The organism is Burkholderia sp. Ac-20365 (assembly GCF_017104715.1).
GTDB lineage: Bacteria > Pseudomonadota > Gammaproteobacteria > Burkholderiales > Burkholderiaceae > Paraburkholderia.
In genome coordinates this window covers 1-20,984 of record NZ_JAAGPI010000013.1, presented here as the reverse complement: position 1 = coordinate 20,984, position 20,984 = coordinate 1, and the positions used below count along the sequence as shown (strand labels likewise).

13 protein-coding genes and 1 pseudogene are annotated in these 20,984 nt (G+C 62.9%); 6 read left to right on the top strand and 8 right to left on the bottom strand.

Annotation, left to right across the window (positions count from 1 at the left end):
- Positions 1-23 precede the first annotated feature (23 nt).
- Both G3O01_RS22580 and G3O01_RS22575 read left to right on the top strand, forming a co-directional pair.
- A complete protein-coding gene (locus G3O01_RS22580) occupies positions 24-1,982 on the top strand; it encodes an aconitase family protein (protein WP_205807626.1) in 1,959 nt (652 codons plus the stop codon).
- A 30-nt stretch (positions 1,983-2,012) separates the two neighbouring features.
- A complete protein-coding gene (locus tag G3O01_RS22575) occupies positions 2,013-3,455 on the top strand; it encodes an MFS transporter (protein ID WP_205807624.1) in 1,443 nt (480 codons plus the stop codon).
- A gap of 30 nt (positions 3,456-3,485) precedes the next feature.
- Here the strand turns inward: G3O01_RS22575 and G3O01_RS22570 are convergent, their stop codons facing one another.
- Positions 3,486-4,391, bottom strand: coding sequence for a LysR family transcriptional regulator (locus G3O01_RS22570; RefSeq protein WP_205807622.1), 906 nt, complete (start codon positions 4,389-4,391; stop codon positions 3,486-3,488).
- Between the two features lie 101 nt (positions 4,392-4,492).
- On the opposite strand from G3O01_RS22570, the gene G3O01_RS22565 reads away from it, so the two are divergent.
- Both G3O01_RS22565 and G3O01_RS22560 read left to right on the top strand, forming a co-directional pair.
- On the top strand, positions 4,493-8,086 hold the full coding sequence (locus G3O01_RS22565) for an indolepyruvate ferredoxin oxidoreductase family protein (RefSeq protein ID WP_205807620.1): 3,594 nt from the start codon (positions 4,493-4,495) through the stop codon (positions 8,084-8,086).
- A 643-nt stretch (positions 8,087-8,729) separates the two neighbouring features.
- Positions 8,730-10,943 (top strand): TonB-dependent siderophore receptor, encoded by a 2,214-nt coding sequence (locus tag G3O01_RS22560; protein WP_205807618.1) that lies wholly within the window; start codon positions 8,730-8,732, stop codon positions 10,941-10,943.
- On the opposite strand, the gene G3O01_RS22555 is transcribed toward G3O01_RS22560, so the two are convergent.
- From G3O01_RS22555 to G3O01_RS22525, 7 genes are all read right to left on the bottom strand, one after another.
- On the bottom strand, positions 10,895-12,529 hold the full coding sequence (locus tag G3O01_RS22555) for a PepSY-associated TM helix domain-containing protein (protein ID WP_205807616.1): 1,635 nt from the start codon (positions 12,527-12,529) through the stop codon (positions 10,895-10,897). The two genes, G3O01_RS22560 and G3O01_RS22555, sit on opposite strands and share 49 nt — an antisense overlap.
- A 5-nt stretch (positions 12,530-12,534) precedes the next feature.
- Positions 12,535-12,837, bottom strand: a complete 303-nt coding sequence (locus G3O01_RS22550) for a hypothetical protein (protein WP_205807615.1) — start codon at positions 12,835-12,837, stop codon at positions 12,535-12,537.
- Positions 12,834-13,106, bottom strand: coding sequence for a hypothetical protein (locus G3O01_RS22545; RefSeq protein WP_205807613.1), 273 nt, complete (start codon positions 13,104-13,106; stop codon positions 12,834-12,836). The genes G3O01_RS22550 and G3O01_RS22545 overlap by 4 nt, the downstream gene beginning before the upstream one ends.
- A gap of 86 nt (positions 13,107-13,192) precedes the next feature.
- Positions 13,193-14,188 (bottom strand): helix-turn-helix domain-containing protein, encoded by a 996-nt coding sequence (locus G3O01_RS22540; protein ID WP_205807611.1) that lies wholly within the window; start codon positions 14,186-14,188, stop codon positions 13,193-13,195.
- A gap of 88 nt (positions 14,189-14,276) precedes the next feature.
- Positions 14,277-15,047, bottom strand: a complete 771-nt coding sequence (locus G3O01_RS22535; RefSeq protein WP_205807609.1) for an aldolase — start codon at positions 15,045-15,047, stop codon at positions 14,277-14,279.
- Between the two features lie 27 nt (positions 15,048-15,074).
- Positions 15,075-16,406, bottom strand: a complete 1,332-nt coding sequence (locus G3O01_RS22530; protein ID WP_205807608.1) for an MFS transporter — start codon at positions 16,404-16,406, stop codon at positions 15,075-15,077.
- Positions 16,407-16,523: 117 nt separating this feature from the next.
- Positions 16,524-18,113 carry an FAD-dependent monooxygenase gene (locus G3O01_RS22525; RefSeq protein WP_205807606.1) on the bottom strand — a complete coding sequence of 530 codons (1,590 nt, stop codon included), beginning with the start codon at positions 18,111-18,113 and terminating at the stop codon, positions 16,524-16,526.
- Between the two features lie 333 nt (positions 18,114-18,446).
- On the opposite strand from G3O01_RS22525, the gene katG reads away from it, so the two are divergent.
- Positions 18,447-20,711 (top strand): catalase/peroxidase HPI, encoded by a 2,265-nt coding sequence (gene katG / locus G3O01_RS22520; protein WP_205807604.1) that lies wholly within the window; start codon positions 18,447-18,449, stop codon positions 20,709-20,711.
- Positions 20,689-20,984 (top strand): annotated as a pseudogene (locus G3O01_RS22515) (hypothetical protein); the annotation flags it as partial. The gene katG and the pseudogene G3O01_RS22515, both read left to right, overlap by 23 nt.

Genomic DNA, 20,984 nt, shown 5'->3' with positions numbered 1-20,984 from the left:
TTTCCCCATGAAGGAGAAATCAGATGGCAACACTGGAATTGACGGGCCGGATACTGTTTCTTTGCGACGACTCAGAACGGATCGAGCGACAACTTAACGGTTCGGATCTGACGCAAGCATCGGCGGGAACGTTACGCGACGACGTCTCGACCGACGAAATCACGCCGATGAGCGTGCTCACCCGCTTCGACGACCGTCTTGGCCGTTTCCCTTACGTCGGTTTCCGCACGGGAAATCGCAATCCGATCGGGCCTGATGCGATACGCGCCGGCGGCTTTTGCGTCACCGTCGCGGGCAACCGGTACGGCAAAGGTTCATCGCGTGAACACAGTCCGCTCGCGGAATTCAGCGCGGGCATCCGGCTCGTGATCGCGAAGAGCTTCGAACGGATCTACCGGCAGAACGCGGATAACCTCGGCCTGTTCACATCGACGGATTTCGGGTTGGTTGAGCGCATCGCGCGCGGCGAGCCGATCGACATCGACGAACTGGTTGCGTCGCGCGACAGCCTGTCCGCGTCGATATTGCGCAGCGGCGGCCTGCTGCGCTACGGCGCGCGGCACATGCAGCACGTGCAGCCCGCTTCCGTGCCCGCCGATAGCGAACCCCGCACGCTCGCGCAGAAGATTCTGGAGCGCCACGCGCTGCGCACCGAAGGCACGGGCGATTCGCTGACGCCAGGTTCCGGCGTGTTCGTTCGTGCGGACCGGCGCTTTATCCACGAGTACTACACGGGCATGGCGACGCATATGCTGCACGCGACCTTCGGCAAGCCGCTCAAGCTGCATCAGCCCGACACCATCCTCACGTTCGAAGACCATCTTTCGTATTCGCACAAGAGCGAGCTGCATGTCAGAAACGGGCTGCTGTCCGATGTGCGCGAACTGTCGGCGGCGCATCGGCAATTCGCTGAAGACTACGGCCTGACAAATCACGGCTATCTGAACACGAACGGCGACGCCTCGGCGGAAGGCTCAGAAGGCATCTCGCACGCGATGATGGCGGAACGCTACGCGCTGCCGGGGCAACTGATCGTCGGCACGGATTCCCATACGCCGCATAGCGGCGCGCTGGGTTGCGTCGCGTTCGGCGTCGGCACGACCGACATGGCCAACGCGTTCGTCACGGGCGCGGTACGGATGACCGTGCCGCAATCGCTGCGTATCGAATTCAACGGCGACGTCCCGCCCGGCGTCACGGCGAAGGATCTTGCGCTGCATCTGCTCGCCGATCCGCGCATCCGTTCCGGCGCGGGCGTCGGCAAGGTATTCGAGTTCACAGGCTCCGCGATTGCGCAGCTGACGACCGACGAACGCGCAACCCTCACCAACATGACCGCGGAACTCGGCGGCTTCACGGGCATCGTCGCGCCCGACGAAGAAACCGTCCGCTTCCTGAAAGAGCGACGCGGCATCGACTTCACGATCGAGCCGTGGATGCACAGCGATGCAGGCGCAGCCTACGCCGACGTGATCGCCATCGACTGCACGCAAATCTCGCCGATGCTCGCCGCACCGGGCGACCCCGGCAACGGCATCGCGCTGCGCGATCTTGCGCAGCGTCCGCGCGTCGAGATTGCGTATGGCGGCTCGTGCACGGCCGGCAAGCGCGAAGACTTCGATCACTATCACGCGGTGCTGGCATGGGCCGCCGCGCGCGGCATGCGCGTGCCATCCGACGTGAAACTGTATCTGCAGTTCGGCACCTCCGATGTCAGGGACTACTGCGTGCAGCGCGGCTATATCGATGCGTTCGAACAGGTCGGCGCGATCCTGCTGCAACCGTCGTGCGGCGCCTGCGCGAACTGCGGGCCGGGTTCATCGACGCAGGCGAGCCAGGTGACGATCAGCGCGATCAACCGCAACTTCCCCGGCCGCTCCGGACCCGGCCAGGTATGGCTGGCCAGTCCGCCGACCGTCGTGGCGAGCGCGCTGGCGGGCAAGATCGCCTCGTTCGCCGAGTTGCAGGAACAGTACGCATGACACATTCAAACTACGAGACAGGAGACAGACATGGCTATTCTGGAGGGCGCATCCGATCTACGCGCCACTGACCTTCCCACGCGGGTCGAGACAGCGTCGGCGGCCGCCGCGGGCGCAATTTCGGCGCGGCTCGACAGGCTTCCCGCGACGCGCGCGGTGTGGAAGCTGATCCTGCTGCTGAGTCTCGGTTTCTTCTTCGAGCTCTACGATCTTCTCTTCACCGGCTACATCGCGCCGGGTCTCGTCAAAAGCGGCATTCTCACGCCGACGACCACGGGTCTGTTCGGCACGTCAGGCGTTGCGAGCTTTATCGCCGCGCTGTTCTGCGGACTGTTCGTCGGCACCGTCGCGTGCGGCTTTCTGGCCGACCGGTTCGGCCGACGCGCGATCTTCACGTGGTCCCTGCTCGCGTACGTGGCCGCGAATACGGTGATGGCCTTCCAGGATACGGCTGGCGGCCTGAACTTCTGGCGCTTCGTCTCGGGCATGGGGATTGGCGTCGAGCTGATTACCATCGGCACCTATATGTCGGAACTCGCGCCGAAGCATCTGCGTGGCAGGGCATTTGCGATCTGTCAAACGATCGGCTTTTCGGCCGTACCGGTTGTCGCGTTTCTGTCGTGGCTGCTCGTGCCGAAGGCGCCATTCGGCGTGGACGGCTGGCGATGGGTCGTGCTGCTCGGCGGTGTCAGTGCACTTTTTGTCTGGTACTTCAGAAGAAATCTGCCGGAAAGTCCGCGCTGGCTGGCGGGCAAAGGGCGACTACGCGAGGCCGATGAAGTCCTCGCCCGGCTCGAAGCGCAAGTCGAGCGGCAGCATGGAAAGCCGTTGCCCGAGCCGGGACCGGCGGACCCGGTGCCGCGCAAGGCTCAATTCGCCGATATCTGGAAACCGCCGTATCGCAAGCGCACCGTGATGCTGATCGTTTTCCACATCTTCCAGACGGTCGGCTTCTTTGGCTTCGCGAACTGGGTGCCGACGCTGCTCGTCAAACAGGGCATTACGGTGACGTCGAGTCTGATGTATACGACCGTAATCGGGCTGGCTGCGCCGCTCGGGCCGTTGGTCGGCTACTGGATTGCAGACCGGTTCGAGCGCAAGCATGTGATCGTTTGCATGGCGGCGCTCAATATCGTGAGTGGTCTGCTGTTCAGCCAGGCGTCGGCGGCGGTTTCCATCGTGATACTGGGTGTGCTTCTGACGCTAGCCGGCAACATCATCTCGTTCACCTATCACGCGTATCAGCAGGAGCTTTATCCAACGGCGATCCGTGCGCGGGCAGTGGGCTTCGTCTATTCGTGGAGCCGGCTGTCGGCCGTATTCAGTTCGTTCGTGATCGCGTTCATGCTCAAGGATTTTGGCGTGACAGGCGTGTTCGTCTTCATTGCAGGCGCGATGACGCTCGTGATCTTCGTCATCGGCCTGATGGGCCCGCGAACGCTCGGCAGATCGCTTGAGAGCATTTCACATTGAATCGCGTGTTGCGTGTGCGTGCGGCGCCGTTCACGTGCCGCACGCGTGAATCAGAAATTGCTGTAACGCCGTCGCCGGGCCGCTCAACTGCGCGCCCTTCGGCCAGATCATGCCCGCATCCATCTGCGGCACGACGTCGGTGATGGGCCGCGCGTCGATCCGCTTGCCTTCCAGCGACCACGGCCGGAACACCATATCCGACAGCACGGTCACGCCGAATCCATGCGCGACCAGCCCGCGCAGCGCTTCCATCGAACTCGTGCGAAACGCGATGTTCGGCTGGATGTTTTTCTTCTTCCAGTAGCGCAAGGTGGACTGCTCGCCTTCGTCGACGGTAATCAGGATGTACGGATGCTCCGCGATGTCCTTCAGCGACGGCGCATCCACCTGCGCCAGCGGATGCGACGGCGCGACCCACAACTGCCGCCGCGAGCGGATCAGCACCTGGCTGCCGAACCGGCTGAGCTTCTCGACATTCGACAGCAGCACCACGCCGATCTCGACATCGCCATCCAGCACCGCCCGTTCGATATCTGGCCGCTCCATGTCGCGCAGATCGAATTCGATAAACGGATACGTCGCACGAAAGCGCGCCAGCAGTTCGGGCAGGAAATAGCCGAGCACCGTGTACGACGCGGCGATCCGCACCGTGCCGCGCATGTCGTACGAGCGGAACGGCGGCTTGTGCACCGCGTCGCGCGCCGCGTCGAGCACGCGACGCGCGTGGTTGTAGAAATCCTGGCCGTCGGGCGTAAGCGTGACGCCTTGCGGCAAGCGCTCGAAGAGGCGCGTGCCGAGGCCGCTTTCCAGCGCCAGCACGGCATTGGTGATCGCCGATTGCGACACATGTTCGTTGGCCGCCGCCATCGAGAACTGGCCCGTCTGCGCCGCCGCGACGAAGTAGCGCAACTGCCGGAGTGTGAGATCGAACGCCATCTGATTTTCGAATACCAGAATTGTCTATTTGTGATTTTACGATAGCAAATCGGCTTCCTATACTCGGCTGAAAAATACGATTCCCCGGAGACAGCCCTGCCATGAATGCGCCCGATCTAGCCGTCACATCCGATCTAGCCGCCGAAACGCCCAGCACACCCGTCACGCTCGACGACAAATACACGCTCGAGAAAGGCCGCGTCTATATCAGCGGCACCCAGGCGCTGGTGCGTCTGCCGATGCTGCAAAAAGCACGCGATCTGAAAGCGGGCCTGAACACCGCCGGTTTCATTTCCGGTTATCGCGGCTCGCCGCTCGGCGCGCTCGATCAGTCGCTGTGGAAAGAAAAGAAACATCTGCACGCCAACGACATCGTCTTCCAGCCCGGCGTCAACGAAGACCTCGCCGCGACGGCCGTCTGGGGCACACAGCAGATCAATCTGTGGCCGGGCGCCACGCGCGACGGCGTGTTCGGCATGTGGTACGGCAAAGGTCCCGGTGTCGACCGCACGGGCGATGTCTTCAAGCATGCGAACTCGGCAGGCAGCGACCCGCGCGGCGGCGTGCTCGTGCTGGCGGGCGACGATCACGCGGCGAAGTCGTCGTCGGTGGCGCATCAGTCGGAGCATGCGTTCATCGCGGCGGGCATTCCCGTGCTCTATCCGGCGAACGTGCAGGAATACCTCGACTACGGGCTGCACGGCTGGGCGATGAGCCGCTATTCCGGCTTGTGGGTCGCGATGAAATGCGTGACGGATGTGATCGAATCGACGGCTTCGATCGATCTCGATCCCGATCGCGTCGAAATCGTCACGCCGACCGATTACACGATGCCGGAAGGCGGTCTGAACATCCGCTGGCCTGACGCGCCGCTCGCGCAGGAAGCGCGGCTGCTCGACGAAAAATGGTACGCGGCGCTCGCTTACGTGCGCGCGAACAAGCTGAACCGTATCGTGATCGATTCGCCGACGCCGCGCTTCGGCATCATCACGGCGGGCAAGGCATATCTCGACGTGCGCCAGGCGCTCAGCGATCTCGGCCTCGATGAAGACACGTGTGCGCAAATCGGCTTGCGTGTGCTGAAGGTGGGCTGCGTGTGGCCACTCGATGCGCAAGATGCGCGTTCATTCGCAACCGGCCTGGAAGAGATTCTGGTCGTCGAAGAAAAGCGCCAGATTCTCGAATACGCGCTGAAGGAAGAGCTATACAACTGGCGCGAAGATGTGCGCCCAAAGATCTACGGCAAGTTCGACGAACGCGACAACGAAGGCGGTGAATGGTCGGTGCCGCGCGGCGACTGGCTGCTGCCTGCGCATTACGAACTCTCGCCCGCGCTGATCGCAAAGGCCGTTGCGCGACGTCTCGCACGCGCCGATTTGCCCGCCGATGTGCGCGCACGCATGCTCGCACGCGTCGCGATCATCGAGGCGAAAGAGCGCGAAGCCGCGAGGCCGCGTGTGGCTGTCGAACGCAAGCCGTGGTTCTGCTCCGGCTGTCCGCACAACACGTCGACGAATGTGCCTGAAGGTTCGCGCGCACTCGCGGGCATTGGTTGCCACTACATGTCGATGTGGATGGATCGCAAGACGGAAACCTTCAGCCAGATGGGCGGTGAAGGCGTCGCGTGGATCGGCCAGATGCATTTTTCCGGTGACAAACACGTGTTCGTGAATCTCGGCGACGGCACGTACTTCCACTCGGGCCTGCTCGCGATTCGTGCGGCGATCGCGGCAAACGCGAACATCACCTACAAGATTCTCTACAACGATGCCGTCGCAATGACGGGCGGACAGCCTGTCGATGGCGTGCTGACCGTGCCGCAGATCGTGCATCAGGTTCATGCGGAAGGCGCGAAGCGCATCGTCATCGTCACCGATGAACCGGAGAAGTATCACTCAGGCATCGTGCTGCCGGCGGGTGTCGATGTGCATCATCGCGATCAGCTCGATACCGTTCAACGCGCGCTGCGCGACATGCCGGGCACGACCGTCCTGATCTACGACCAGACCTGCGCGACGGAGAAACGTCGTCGGCGCAAGCGCGGTGCGTATCCCGATCCGGCACGCCGCGCGTTTATCAACGACGCCGTGTGCGAAGGCTGCGGCGATTGTTCGGTGCAATCGAACTGCCTGTCGGTCGAACCGCTCGATACGCCGCTTGGTACGAAGCGCAAGATCAATCAATCGTCGTGCAACAAGGACTTTTCGTGCGTGAAGGGCTTTTGTCCGAGCTTCGTCACGGCTGAAGGCGCGCAGCTTCGCAAGCCTAAAGCGGCGGCGCGCGAGAACGGCAACGCGGACGCAGGAAGCTTCGACGCACTGCCCGTGCCGTCGCTGCCCGCGCTCGCGCGGCCGTACGGCATTCTGGTGACGGGCGTCGGCGGCACGGGTGTCGTGACGATTGGCGGTTTGATTGGCATGGCCGCGCATATCGAACGCAAGGGCGTTACCGTGCTCGACATGGCGGGCCTCGCGCAAAAGGGCGGCGCCGTGCTCAGCCACGTGCAGATTGCGTCCGCGCCCGATGTTCTGCACGCGACGCGTATCGCCACGGGCGAAGCGCGGCTCGTGATCGGATGCGACGCGATCGTGTCGGCATCGAACGATGTGCTGTCGCGCACGCAGCACGGTGTGACGTGCGCCGCGATCAACAGCGGCGCGACGCCGACGGCCGAGTTCGTCAAGAACCCGAAATGGACGTTCCCCGGCACGCAGACGGAAACCGAACTGCGCGACAGCCTCGGCGAAGGATGTGAATTCATCGACGCCAATGCGCTCGCGCTGACGCTGCTCGGCGACACGATCTACAGCAATCCTCTGCTGCTTGGTTTTTCGTGGCAGAAGGGCTGGCTGCCGCTTCAGCTGTCGAGCCTGCTGCGCGCGATCGAACTGAACGGCGTGTCTGTCGAGAAGAATCAGCTGGCGTTCAACTGGGGCCGATATATCGCGCATCACGGCGACGCAGCGGTTCAGGCGCTGCTCAAGCCGGCCGTCGCGCAACAGGCGATCGTCATGCAGTTGCCGGAATCGCTCGACAAGCTGGTCGCATCCCGTGAAGCGTTGCTGACGGCGTATCAGAACGAAGCGTATGCGCAGCGTTATCGCCAGGTAGTCGATCGGATCCGCGCGAAGGAAACGCAGATCGCCGGCAACTCGAAACTGCCGCTCACGCGCGCAGTGGCCGCAAATCTCGCGAAGCTGATGGCCTATAAGGACGAGTACGAAGTCGCCCGCCTTTACGCCGATCCTGCGTATCTGGACAAATTGCGTCAACAGTTCGACGGCGAGCCGGGACGCGATTACAAGCTGAGCTTCTATCTCGCGCCGCCGCTGCTCGCGAAGCGCAACGAACACGGCAATCTGCAAAAGAAGAAGTTCGGTCCGTGGGTGCTGCCTGTCTTTCGTGCACTTGCACGCATGAAAGGACTGCGCGGTACCTCGCTGGATGTGTTCGGCAAAACCGCCGAGCGACGCGGCGAGCGTCAACTGATCGCGGAATACATCGCACTCGTCGATGAGTTCTGCGCGACGCTCGATCTCGAACGTCTTCCTGCTGCGCTCAAGCTCGCAAGCCTGCCGGACGATATTCGCGGCTTCGGCCATGTGAAAGAGCGCAATATCCAGGCAGCGGCGACGAAGAAGGAACGGTTGCTCAACGACTACCGGATGCCGGAACGGATGACCGCGAGCGCGTAACATCGGCTGACTGGCCTCTCGCTGCGGAGGCCGCACCGGCACGCGCTTCGAGGTGCGACATGTTCAGGCTTCACACACGGAAAACGATCGCGCAGGCAGGGATGTTCTGCGTGGTCGTTTGTCTGATCGCCGGATGCTCGACTTCGAATCAACCGCAAACCGGTACGCCGCCATGCCGCGTACCCGGCCATTTCTGCCAGACATTCTTCGGGCCGTGAACTGAAAAACCCACGCGCCGCACGCAAAACCAAAGGGACAAAAAGAAAAGCCCACCGCGGGGGTGGGCTGAATCCATATCAAGAGGAGACATGGAGGAGACAGTTCTAAGTATAAACCCCTATCTCATTAATGCAAGCGTTTTGTGTCGCGGCAACAACGCAATTTTCCCCGCCAAGCCCCTCCAGCCGCCCGCGCGTCGCCTGCACGCCACACCACACGCCTCTTCCTGTTGCAACCGAGCAACGCTTTCCAATTCTTCCCGCCGCGTTTATTGAAATCGCATATGCGAATCATTCTTATTTGAATAGAATCGCTTCACCCGCCTGCATCCGTCGCCTCGACGACCGCTTCGCGTTTGACAACAAGTAGTTGACGCCCCGCCGTCATCCCCAAAAAGAACTGTTTCATCCAGGGATTGGTCATCATGTCCACCAGTGTTTCGTCGCGCCTGCGCGTGCTGCCGCTGCACGCCGCTGTCCGTCATCTGTTCGCCTGCGCAGCCTTGCCGCTGACGATGGGTATCGCCATCTCCGCTCACGCGCAGTCCGACGCGCCCGCGAACGGCGCCGCCGACAGCACCACGCTGCCCGCCGTCAAGGTGCAAGGCCAGGCCGAAGCACTGCCCGGCGATTTCGCGCCGACCTATTCGGGCGGCCAGATCGCGCGCGGCGGCCAGTTCGGCGTGCTCGGCAACCAGAAGAACATCGACGTGCCGTTCAGCATGACCAGCTACACGGCGAAAGCGATTCAGGATTCTCAGGCGCAAAGCATTGGCGATCTGCTGTCGCACGATCCCGCCGTGCGTCCGGCATACGGCTTCGGCAACTTCTCGGAAGTGTTCGTGATCCGCGGCTTCCAGCTGAATGGCGATGACGTGTCGCTGAACGGCCTGTACGGCATCACGCCGCGTCAGCTGGTCTCCGTGGATGTGCTCGAGCGCGTCGATGTGTTCAAGGGCGCCAATGCATTCCTGAACGGCGCATCGCCGACGGGTTCGGCGATCGGCGGCGGCATCAATCTCGAACTCAAGCGCGCCGATGACAAACCGATCACGCAAGTCACCGTCGACGGCACGGCGTCCGGCCAGATCGGCACGCATGTCGACGTGGGCCGCCGCTTCGGCAGCGAAGGGCAGTTCGGCATTCGCGTGAACGGTTCGATCGACGGTGGCGAGACGAGCATCGACGACGAATTCCGCCACAACCAGACCACGGCTGTATCGCTCGACTGGCGCGGCGAGAAGCTGCGTCTGTACGGCGATTTCCTGTATCAGCGCAAGAACATCGATCAGGGCCGCTCGACCGTTTCCGTCACGGGCGACATCGTGCCCGAGCCGCCGTCGGCCACGCACAACTTCGCGCAACCGTGGACGCAGAGCACGCTCGAAGACACCGTCGGCATCCTGCGCGCCGAGTATGACTTCCTGCCTGGCTGGACGGCGTATGCCAGCGGCGGTGTGCATCGCTCGCACGAAGACGGCACGTACTCTTCGCCGACTTTCAACGCAGTCACGGGCACGACGGCCACGCGCGGCGACATTCTGCGCACGACCAACGCGGAATCGGCGGAAGTCGGCGTGCGCGGCCGCTTTGCGACGGGCCCGGTCACGCACATGGTGACGTTGGGCGCGGCGATCACGAGTCTCGTCGATCGCGAAGCGTTCGCCTTCAGCAGCTCGTTCCCGACCAGCCTGTACGGCGGCGGCATCGTGCCGGAACCGGCGGCGAACGGCTTCGTCGCGGGCAGCTTCTCCGAACCGAGCCTCGCGGACCAGATCCTGACGAAGAGCGTCGCCGTGTCGGATACGCTCGGCTTCCTGAACGACCGCGTGCTGTTCACGATCGGCGCGCGTCACCAGCAGCTGCATCAGAACAACTACACGGTCGGCACCGACCAGATTTCGAGCACGTTCGACCAGTCGATCAACACGCCGATCTTCGGTCTCGTCGTCAAACCGACCAGCGAGATCTCGCTGTTCGCGAATCGCTCAGAAGCGCTCGCCGCGGGCCAGACGGCTCCGTTCGGTTCGTCCAACGTCGGCCAGACGCTGTCGCCGCGCCGCTCGAAGCAGTATGAAGTGGGCGCGAAGTACGACACGAATCACTTCGGCGGCGAACTGTCGCTGTTCCAGATCGAGCAGCCGACGGCCTACACGGATAGCACGACCAACGTGTTCGGCACGAACGGCACACAGCGTCATCGCGGGATCGAACTGTCGGTGTATGGCGAGCCGATCAAAGGCGTGCGCCTGCTCGCGGGCGCGACGCTGCTCAACGCGAAGCAGCTCGATACGAACCAGGGCCTGACGGACGGTTATCGCCCGATCGGTGTGCCGGCGTATCTGTTCAATATCGGCGGCGAATACGATCTGCCGTGGGTGCAGGGTCTGACGTTCACGGCCGCGTGGGTCCACACGGGCAACCAGTATCTGGATGCCGCGAACAAGCTGTCGATTCCAGCGTGGGACACGTTCGACCTCGGCGCGCGCTACACGACGACTGTCTTCAAGCACACCACGACGTTCCGCGCGACTGTCGAGAACATCACCAACAAGTCCTACTGGTCGTCGACGACGGGCGCTTACCTGACTCAGGGCAAGCCGCGCACGTTCCTGATGTCGTTGACCACGGACTTCTGACGCGAGCGGTCGAACCAGACGCTGTCGGTGCGCCCCATCGATACGCGTCTGGCCGTCGCACGCCACATCCACGCATAGCAGGCGGCGCCGAGAGCCGCGACGATATCGACGGCCAGCGAGCCGTCGCTGCCGCCTGCCCACCAGTTCGTCGACGGAAAGAGCCAGCCGCCGATGCTCGTCAAGGGCAGTGCCGCCGTTGCAATAACAGCGCACAGCAGCAGTTCAACCGCCGCACGCGGCGCGCCACGCACGAACGCCCACGCGATACACACGAGAAACACCGTGTAGTAGATCGACGCGTGCCACTGATGCATGTCCGCGACATGCCCACCCAGCCATTTCGCCGCGACGATGCTCAACGAAATTCCGTTGATACAGCCCAGCGCGACGCCCAGCGTCAACGAAGCCAGGAAACTCGCCGAGCGCCGTTGCGCGACCGGTTGATTCTCCTCGCGCTGCGACTTGCGCCGGCTTTCGATCCACAGCAGATTGCCCGAATAAAACAGAAACGCGCCTGCGAGACCGAGCAGGAAGTAGCCCCATTGAATCGGCGCGCCACCATAGCTGCCGAAATGCAGCGCGTAGATCGCGCTCGTCGTCGCAGCCCAGTTGTCGCCGTTGCCGTCGCCGGGTAAGAACTTGTGGTTCACGAACTCGCCGCTGACCGGGTCCATCAGCGCGAAGCCGCCGCTGCGCGCGAGGTAGTTTCGATCTTCGCCGCGTACGAATACCGTTGCGCCGGGTTGCCCCGCGCGCCGCCATGTCAATTCTTCTGGCTCGAAACCGGGCGCCTGTGTGCGCACCTTGTCGAGCAACGCTGCGGGCGCAAGCAGCTTCGTTGCGTCCTGATCGGGCTTCGCGGACGCCTTGCCGAAGAACGGATTCTGCGCAACGAGCATCGGTTGAAGCTTGCCGTCGTAGATCAGTTTGTCCTGCGCGCTGTAGATGTAGTCGTGCAAACCAAAGCCCACCACCGACAACGCCATCACCAGATGAAACGGCAAGCTCAGAATGCCGACCACGTTATGCGCATCGAGCCACATCCGCTTCAGATTCTTGCCGATACGCAGCACGAACAGGTCTTTGATCAGCGTCGGCAGCAGCACGATTACGCCGGACACCAGCGCGAGACCGTACAGCAGCGACACCACACCCATCACGCCCATGCCGACGTCGAAGCCGCCCGGCACGCCCGCTGTCATATGCAGCACGTTGACGAACTGCGCGACATCCGATGGATGCGTCGTTTCAACGCGAAGCTGGCCGTTTGCATCGAGCGTGGCCGTCGCGCGCTGCGTGCGGCCGTGCGTGGGCCACGAAAGCCACGCGTGATCGCGATCATGAAAACGCAGCGACAGATACTTGCGTGCATCAGGTTGTGTCGCGAGCACCTGGTCGATCAGCTTCGGCGAATCTTCGACGCAAATCAGCTGATGCACGCTCGCGGGCGGCGTCGTCCAGTCGATCAGCTGATCCTTGAACATCGTAATCGCGCCCGCGTAGAAGCAGATGAACAGCGCGAGACCGCAGATCACGCCGGTCCACGTATGCACGGTCTTGTAGACGCGTATGAGATCGGTGCGCATGCGGGCTATTTGAAGATTTCGAAGATCGCGAGCGTTACGACGCTCGCTGCGCCGAGCCACAGCCACGCGCGCAAACCACTGCGGAACAGATAGGCGACGGAAAAAACGCCCGTCCAGACAAGCGGCACGAACAGCATCGCCGTCTCGGCTTTGGCGGCATCGATGCTCGCGCCCGGCGCGAGCCGCACGAGCAGCCCGCTCAACGCAAGCGCAATGATGAATCCGCAGATCGCGCCCGCTGTCGTCTTGCCGATCCAGTGTCCTTCGACTTTGTGTTTCTTCGCCACGTCGCGGGAAACGTCGCTCATCGCGCGGTTCCTGCTGAGCGTTTGCACAAAGCCGCCACGAAGGGAAAGGCGACGAAGCTCGCCATCAGCGTCGTGATGACGATGGACAGCGTGGTCGCCAGATGACCCGCCGCGCCGCCAGAAATCACGGCTGCGATTAGCGCGATCAACGCAGCGCGGCGCGAAAAACGCGGCCACAACGGCGCCGCGCGCCATTGCTGACCGGGCGATCCGAGATAAAAGAGAAGCGCGCTGACAAACGCGAGCGCGACCGGCAAGAACTCGCGCATGGGCGGAACGCTGGACGAAATAGTGTCTTAATGAGAATCATTATCATACATCAGCGGCGCTGCGGTCGCTTTGAAGGCCACCGCGCTCAGGACGCGCTTTCGCGCTTGCGAAACTCGCGCGGCGACGCGCCGTAACAGTCGCGAAAGCGCCGGCTGAAATGCGCGGCGTCGTTGAAACCGTTGCGATAGGCGATCTGTTCGATCGACAGGCCGGACAAGACGGGATTGAGCAACTCATCGCGACACCGCGAGAGACGTTGCTGCAGGACATATTTGCCGTATTGCAGATCGAGCGCTTCGAAGAGCTTGTGCACGTAGCGCTTCGATACGCCCAAAGCCAGCGCGCACGCTTCGACATCCAGTTCCGGATTGCAGAGATTGGCTTCGATAAAGCGCGTGAGTTGCAGCCAGCGCAGCGGTTGCGCAACGGCCGGCGTCGTTTCGCTGCCCGTGCGTTGCGCGATTTCCTCCGCTTCCCGATACGCCGCGCCGAGCAACGCGACGAGCGCTTCTTCAGCAGCGGCAAGCGTGACGGGACTCATGCTTTCGAAAGAAGGCAGCACCTGATCGACGAAACAATGCAGACTCTTCACGATGCCCGACGCTGCATCCGCGCGCTGCGGGCGAAATTGCGCATGCCGCGACACCGCTTGCCCGAGAAAACGCGCGATCGGCAAACGGATCATCAGCAGATGCGCGGGTTCGTCGATCCGTGCCACGGACGGCACGCGCGCGCGTCGAAACGTAATGTCGCCCTTCGCGAACGGCAGCGTGCAGCCTTGCTGCGTGACCGTGCCGCGCCCGGCCAGCGTGACCAGCACGACCACGTCGTCGCCCGTGAGCCAGCGCAGATGATCGTTGTCGTGCCGTACTTCCTGGCGGCCCATGTGCGCCGTCGCGAGCACGCCGCCGCCCGTCAGGCGGCACGCGCGCAATTCGTCGTGCGCAAGCTCGTCGTCGAACAGCAGTTCGCCCGGCATCACGATGTAATCGAGCGAACGCTTCAGTTCGTCGATACCGCTCGACGGCATCGGAAAAAGCTTCGGCGCGAAAGGCAGACGGAACGCAGAACTGTCGGGCATGGCGAAATCCTCCCGGCCTGGATGCCGCTGGAAATTCATGACGTCGCAACGGCCCATTCTCGCATGCGTTTTCCAGCGCGCGCCGCGCTCAGAACAGCACGTCGGGTTCCCGCTTGATCACGCGCCGCGCAAACAGCGCAAAGCTCGACTTGACGATGCTCGGCAGCAGCAGAAAATCATGCGACTCTTTGGCGCGTTCCGCGTCGATCGGTTTCAGCTCGCCGATGGATTGCGCAAGAATCTGGCTGCGCGCCGCGCGCTCGATCAACACCGACAGATACGCCGATTCCTCCAGCGAAGATGTGGCCGCGAGAAAGCCATGGTTCGCCAGCAGGATCACACGTTTTTTTCCGAGCGCCGTCGAAATGATCTCGCCTTCGCTATCGCCGATCGGCAAGCCGGGCCATTCACGCAGGAATGCGCAATCGTCGTGGAAGGGCGTCGCGTCCATGTGCGCGACTTCGAGCGGACGGCCTGTCATCGACAGTGCGTTCACATACGGCGGATGCGTGTGCACGATGCAATTGACGTCGGGCCGCCGCCGATAAATCCACAAGTGAAAACGGATCGCCGGATTCGCCATGCCGCGCCCTTCGATCACGTTCATGTCGTTGTCGATGCGAATCACGTTGCCGCGTGTCGCTTCGTCAAAGCCGTATGCCATGGCCGTGGTCAGAAACGTGCCATCGGGTTCGCGCACGGTGATCTGTCCGGCGAGCGTTTCCGAATGGCCTTCGTGTGCGAGCATGCGGCACGTTAGCGCGATTTTCTGGCGCGCATCCCACGCGCCCTGCTCGAGCTTGCTATCCATCTTTGCGACGAGTCCGTCGTTCAAACCGGCTTTGTCCTGTTCATTCATCGACTGCTCCATTGAAAAGAGTTTGCATCACGCGGAACGTGCGTCGCCAAGCGGGCTCGTGTCGACATCGGCAGTATGGTTCGCGGATGCGTCGTCTGCGCGACGCGGCGCGAAGAACGTGAAGCACGCGGCAACGAGCGCGCTCGCGGTGATGTAGGTGGCGACAGCATTCGGATTGCCGTGCCCTTGCGCAAGCAGCGACGAGCAGATCAACGGATTGATACCGCCGCCGACGATCGCGCCGATCGCACCAATCGACACACCCGAAAAGCGCACGCGCACATCGAACATATCGGCGAAGAAGCCGCCCTGCGGGCCGTACATCATCGGATGCACGACGCCCAGCGCGAGCACGACGGCAACGCTGATCCACATCGGATCGCGCGTATTGAGCATCGCGAAGAACGGCCACACGTAAAGCGCGCACGCGATCAAACCAGCGAAGTAAATCGGCTTACGTCCGATGCGATCCGACAGCGCCGCGAACAGCGGCACCATGAAAACGCCAAGCGCCGCGCCGCTCATGATCGCGCCGAGAATCACGGATTTCGGCAGCTTGAGCTGCACCGTGACATACGCGACCGCGAACAGCACGACGAACACCGACCACGTGATTTCACCCAGCCGCGCCATGAACACGACCAGCACGGCGCGCGCGTGGTCGCGCATCAGATCGCGCAGCGGAAAGCGCGCTACGCCGTGACGGGCCTGCAATTGCGCGAACTCGGCGGTCTCCGGCAGACGCGCGCGGCCGACCAGCCCGATCACCACCAGCACCGCGCTGAACAGAAACGGCAGACGCCAGCCCCACGACAGAAACGCGGGCTCGGGCAATAGCGACGTGAGCAGCAACGCGCCCGTCGACAGCAACACTCCGCCGTAGCTGCCCGAATTGCTCCAGCTTCCGTACAGCCCGCGACGATGCGCCGGCGCGCTCTCGACGCCGAGCACGATCGCCCCGCTCTGCTCGCCGCCGATCGCGAAGCCTTGCAGCACGCGCAGCGTCGTCAGCAGGATCGGCGCCCAGATGCCGATGGATGCATAGGTTGGCAGGCAGCCGACCAGCGTCGACGCGATGCCCATCACCAGCAGCGTGACCATCAGCAAGGTCTTGCGGCCGATGCGGTCGCCGAAGTGTCCGCAGATCAGCGCGCCAGCGCCGCGCGCGAAATAACCGGCCGCGTAAGTGCCAAGCGACGCGATCGTGCCCGCGAGCGGATCGAGGTTCGGGAAGAACAGCCGGTTGAACACCAGCGCTGAAGCCGTGCCGTACAGCAGGAAATCGTATTGCTCGATGGCCGTGCCGAGAAACGCGGAGACAAACACATACGGCCAGCGGGCGCGGGCAGGCGTAGACATGAGGACCTCGGGCGTGGGGTGTGATGCGTGCAGTATCGTTTTTGACGCGCCCGAGGATTTGTCTATGCGTGAACCGATGTCTTGTTTGGATGTGAACTGCACGTGCGACATCCGGGTTTATCCGCGAAGAATTCGCCCCCAGCCATTCACCGCATCGGCCGAGCAATGGTCGCTTCGCCATCCAATATGCCCATCCGGCCGCACGATCCACGCTGCGCTGCCCGACGCGCGAAACGTCGCCGCAAATTTACCGTTCACATCCGTGAGCACTGACATCGGTTCATCGGTCGACACTTCACAGCCCGGTGCCGCGACCAGCACCGCCGACGCCGCGCCTGGCAGCAACCCGGCGAGCGCGCGGCAACCATCGGCGAATGCCTGAACCTGCGTGTCGGCGGAATCGACGTAGCCGAGCAGCACGTGCTGACCACGCCCAATGAATTCATGCAATCGCCGCGGACGCCCCACGAAACGCTGCGACAAACCGCACACATCCGGCACACGATCGCCGGGCGCGGGTGACTCCGGGTCCGCATCCGCGCACAGGTCGGCGACGATCGGACTGCCGCGATACGTCACCAGCAATTGCGTCTCGCGCATCGCCGGATTGGCCGCCTGCCTCGCGAGCACGGCATTGAGCGCCGCGCTCGTCGCCTGCACGACATCCACGCCCACGGGATGCCGTTCCGCCGAATAGCTGTCGAGCAACGCGGAATGCGCGAGACCTTTGGCCACGTACGTCAGCTTCCACGCGAGGTTGTGCGCATCCTGCAAGCCCGTGTTCATCCCCTGCCCGCCGACGGGCGGATGGATATGCGCCGCATCGCCCGCAATAAACACGCGTCCCCGGCCATACGACGACGCGATCCGATGACTCACCCGATACACCGACGACCAGCGCATGCCCGACAGCCGCGTGCCTTCCGGCAACGCAGGCATCAGCAGTCCGCACATCGTGTCGAAGTCCGGCGCGGCCACGCTCGCGAGCGACGCCGCGTGCTCTTCGGGCACGATCATCGACAGCCGGTAGCGCCGCGCCGAACCGCGAATCGGCACCGCTGCAATAGTGGTCTTCGCGCGTGCTGCATCGCTCCATTCGAAGCGGTACATCGGACCGCGCGGATGCGCCCAGTCCACATCGAGATCGGCGAGCGCAAAGGTCTGCGGAAATTGCGCGCCTTCGTACGACAGGCCCAGCGCGGAGCGCACCTTGCTATGCGCGCCGTCGCATCCGACCAGCCATCGGCAGCGCACCGTGCGCGCCTCGCCTTGCGGCCCGGTCAGAAACGCGTCGACGCCATCGTCCGTTTCGACGAAGCTGTCGAGCGTGAAGCCGTAGCTCACGCGCCCGCCATGCTCCGCGAACGCCGCTTCGAGCAGCCGCTCCGTCTCATACTGCGCAAGCGAAAGCGATCCATACGGCAAGCCTTGCGTGGGCAGGTGCATGCTGCGCGCGGGCACCATCGCGCCGTCCACCCACGTTTCGACGCCCGTGAGCCACACGCCCGCCTCGATTGCGCGATCAACGATGCCCACGTCGTCGAAAATTTCCAGCGTGCGCGGCGTGATGCCGAGCGCCTTGCAAAAGAAATTTCTCGATGGCATCTGGTCGATCACACGCACTGCAACACCCGCGCGTTGCAATTCGATGCCAAGCAGCAGACCGACCGGACCCGCACCCACGACGAGCACATCGGCGTCTTCCATGTTCAGATCCTCACGGTGTATCGCGTGGCCGCGAACCCAAAAAGAATAGGCGATCTGGTGATATGGCACCGCACATCAGCGCAGCGCCGCAGTGGGCCCGATGCCCGGGGCTATAGCGCCGGTCTATTGACGACATTGCCGCAATCGAATTCAGTTGCTCTTCGTCGTCGCATATATTGAAGTGGCGCAGATATGCCAACACGCCACGATATGCGCAATCGCACAATCGTCGCGTTCGCGAGCCCACACGCCGATGTGGGCCGGCAATCTGTCACGCAAGCCTGACACGATCGTAAAACGCATAGTGGAGACATCCTCCTAAGGAGACGACGCATGTCAAACGATGCAAAGTGCCCCTTCATCCATGCTGCCGGCGGCGGAACGACGAACCGCGACTGGTGGCCCAAACAGCTTCGGCTGGATCTGCTCAGCCAGCATTCCAGCAAGTCCGATCCGCTGGACAAGGATTTCAGTTACGCCGAGGCGTTCAAGAGCCTCGACCTCGCCGCCGTGAAGAAAGACCTCGCGGCGCTGATGACCGATTCGCAGGACTGGTGGCCCGCCGATTTCGGCCACTACGGGCCGCTATTCATCCGCATGGCATGGCATAGCGCCGGCACCTACCGCACGGGCGACGGACGCGGAGGCGGCGGACGCGGCCAGCAGCGTTTCGCGCCTCTCAACAGTTGGCCTGACAATGTCAGCCTCGACAAAGCCCGCCGCCTGCTATGGCCGATCAAGCAGAAATACGGCCAGAAAATTTCGTGGGCCGACCTGCTGATTCTGTCCGGCAACGTCGCGCTCGAAACCATGGGTTTCAAGACCTTCGGCTTCGCGGGCGGGCGCGAGGACGTATGGGAACCGGATCAGGACGTCTATTGGGGCAATGAAAAAGCCTGGCTGGGTGGCGACGTCCGCTACGGCAAGGGCGCCGCGCCGCGCGATAAAGGCGACGAAGGCGTGCTGGTCGCCGACGAAGAACTGCACGGCGAAGAATCCAGCCGCACCGATAGCGGCCGCCATCTGGAAAATCCGCTAGGCGCGGTGCAGATGGGCCTGATCTACGTGAACCCGGAAGGCCCGGACGGCAATCCCGACCCGGTCGCCGCGGCGCACGACATCCGCGAAACCTTCGGCCGCATGGCGATGAACGACGAGGAAACCGTCGCGCTGATCGCGGGTGGCCACACGTTCGGCAAGACGCACGGCGCGGGACCGGCCGATAACGTCGGTGTCGAGCCGGAGGCGGCCGAACTCGAAAGCCAGGGTCTGGGCTGGAAGAACAGCTTCGGCACCGGCAGGGGTGGCGACACGATCACGAGCGGCCTGGAAGTGACGTGGACGGCCACACCGACGCAATGGGGCATGGGCTTCTTCCAGAACCTGTTCGGCCTCGAGTGGGAACTGACCAGGAGTCCGGCCGGCGCGAACCAATGGGTCGCAAAGGGCGCGACGGCCACGATTCCGCACGCGCACGATCCGTCGAAGAAATTGCTGCCGACCATGCTCACGACGGACCTGTCGCTGCGCTTCGACCCCGTGTACGAAAAAATTTCGCGGCGCTTCATGCAGAACCCGGACGAATTTGCCGATGCATTCGCGCGTGCCTGGTTCAAGCTGACGCACCGCGACATGGGCCCGCGCGCCCGCTATCTCGGCCCGGAAGTGCCCGCCGAAGAATTGCTGTGGCAAGACCCGATTCCTGCCGTGAATCATCCGTTGGTCGACGAAAGCGACATCGCGGCGCTGAAGCAGAAGATTCAGGCTTCGGGGTTATCGGTTGCGCAACTGGTATCGACGGCGTGGGCGTCGGCATCGACGTTCCGCGGCTCGGACAAGCGCGGCGGCGCCAATGGCGCGCGTATCCGTCTCGCGCCGCAGAAGGATTGGGCGGCCAACCAGCCCGATCAACTGGCGAAGGTGCTGAAGACGCTCGAAGGCATTCAGAGCGAATTCAACGGCTCGGCAGCGGGAGGCAAGAAGATTTCGCTCGCCGATCTGATCGTGCTGGCGGGCGGCGCGGCGATCGAGCAGGCGGCGAAAAGCGCGGGACATATCGTGAGCGTGCCGTTCACGCCTGGACGCATGGATGCTTCACAGGATCAGACGGACGTGGAATCGGTCGGCGCGCTGGAGCCTGTCGCCGATGGTTTCCGCAACTTCCTCAAGGGTAAATACAGCGTGCCGGCAGAAGCGCTGCTGATCGACAAGGCGCAATTGTTGACGCTGACGGCACCGGAGATGACGGTGCTGATCGGCGGCTTGCGGGTGCTGAACGTGCACACGGGGAGCGATTCGCACGGCGTCTTCACGAAGCGGCCCGAAACGCTGACCAACGACTTCTTCCGCAATCTGCTGGATATGGGCACTGAATGGACGCCTGTTTCGCCGGCGCGCGATGTGTTTGAAGGTGCAGATCGCAGGACGGGGGAAGTGAAGTGGACGGGCACGCGGGTTGATCTGATCTTCGGGTCGCATGCGCAGTTGCGGGCGTTGAGTGAGGTTTATGCCAGTGAGGATGCGCAGGAGAAGTTTGTTCGCGACTTTGTCGCGGCTTGGGGGAAGGTTATGGAGCTTGATCGGTTTGATTTGGGTTGAGGTTGGGTTGGTTTTTTTTGAACTCGCGGTGCGATTGTCGGTTTGGGGGCGGCGTCGCGCCGGTTTTCGTTTTTGGTTTTCGTTTTTGGTTTTGGTTTTTTGGTTTTTGGTCTGGTTTGGTTTTGCTTTCGCTGGCATCCGCGATGTGTTTTGCCTTGTTCACGCGTCGCCCCTGTGCGGGGCGGCACTTACTTTCTTTGCCGCCGCAAAGAAAGTAAGCAAAGAAAGCGGGCTAACACCGCCCGTTCTTGACCTCCGCCTGAGGGCCCCCAA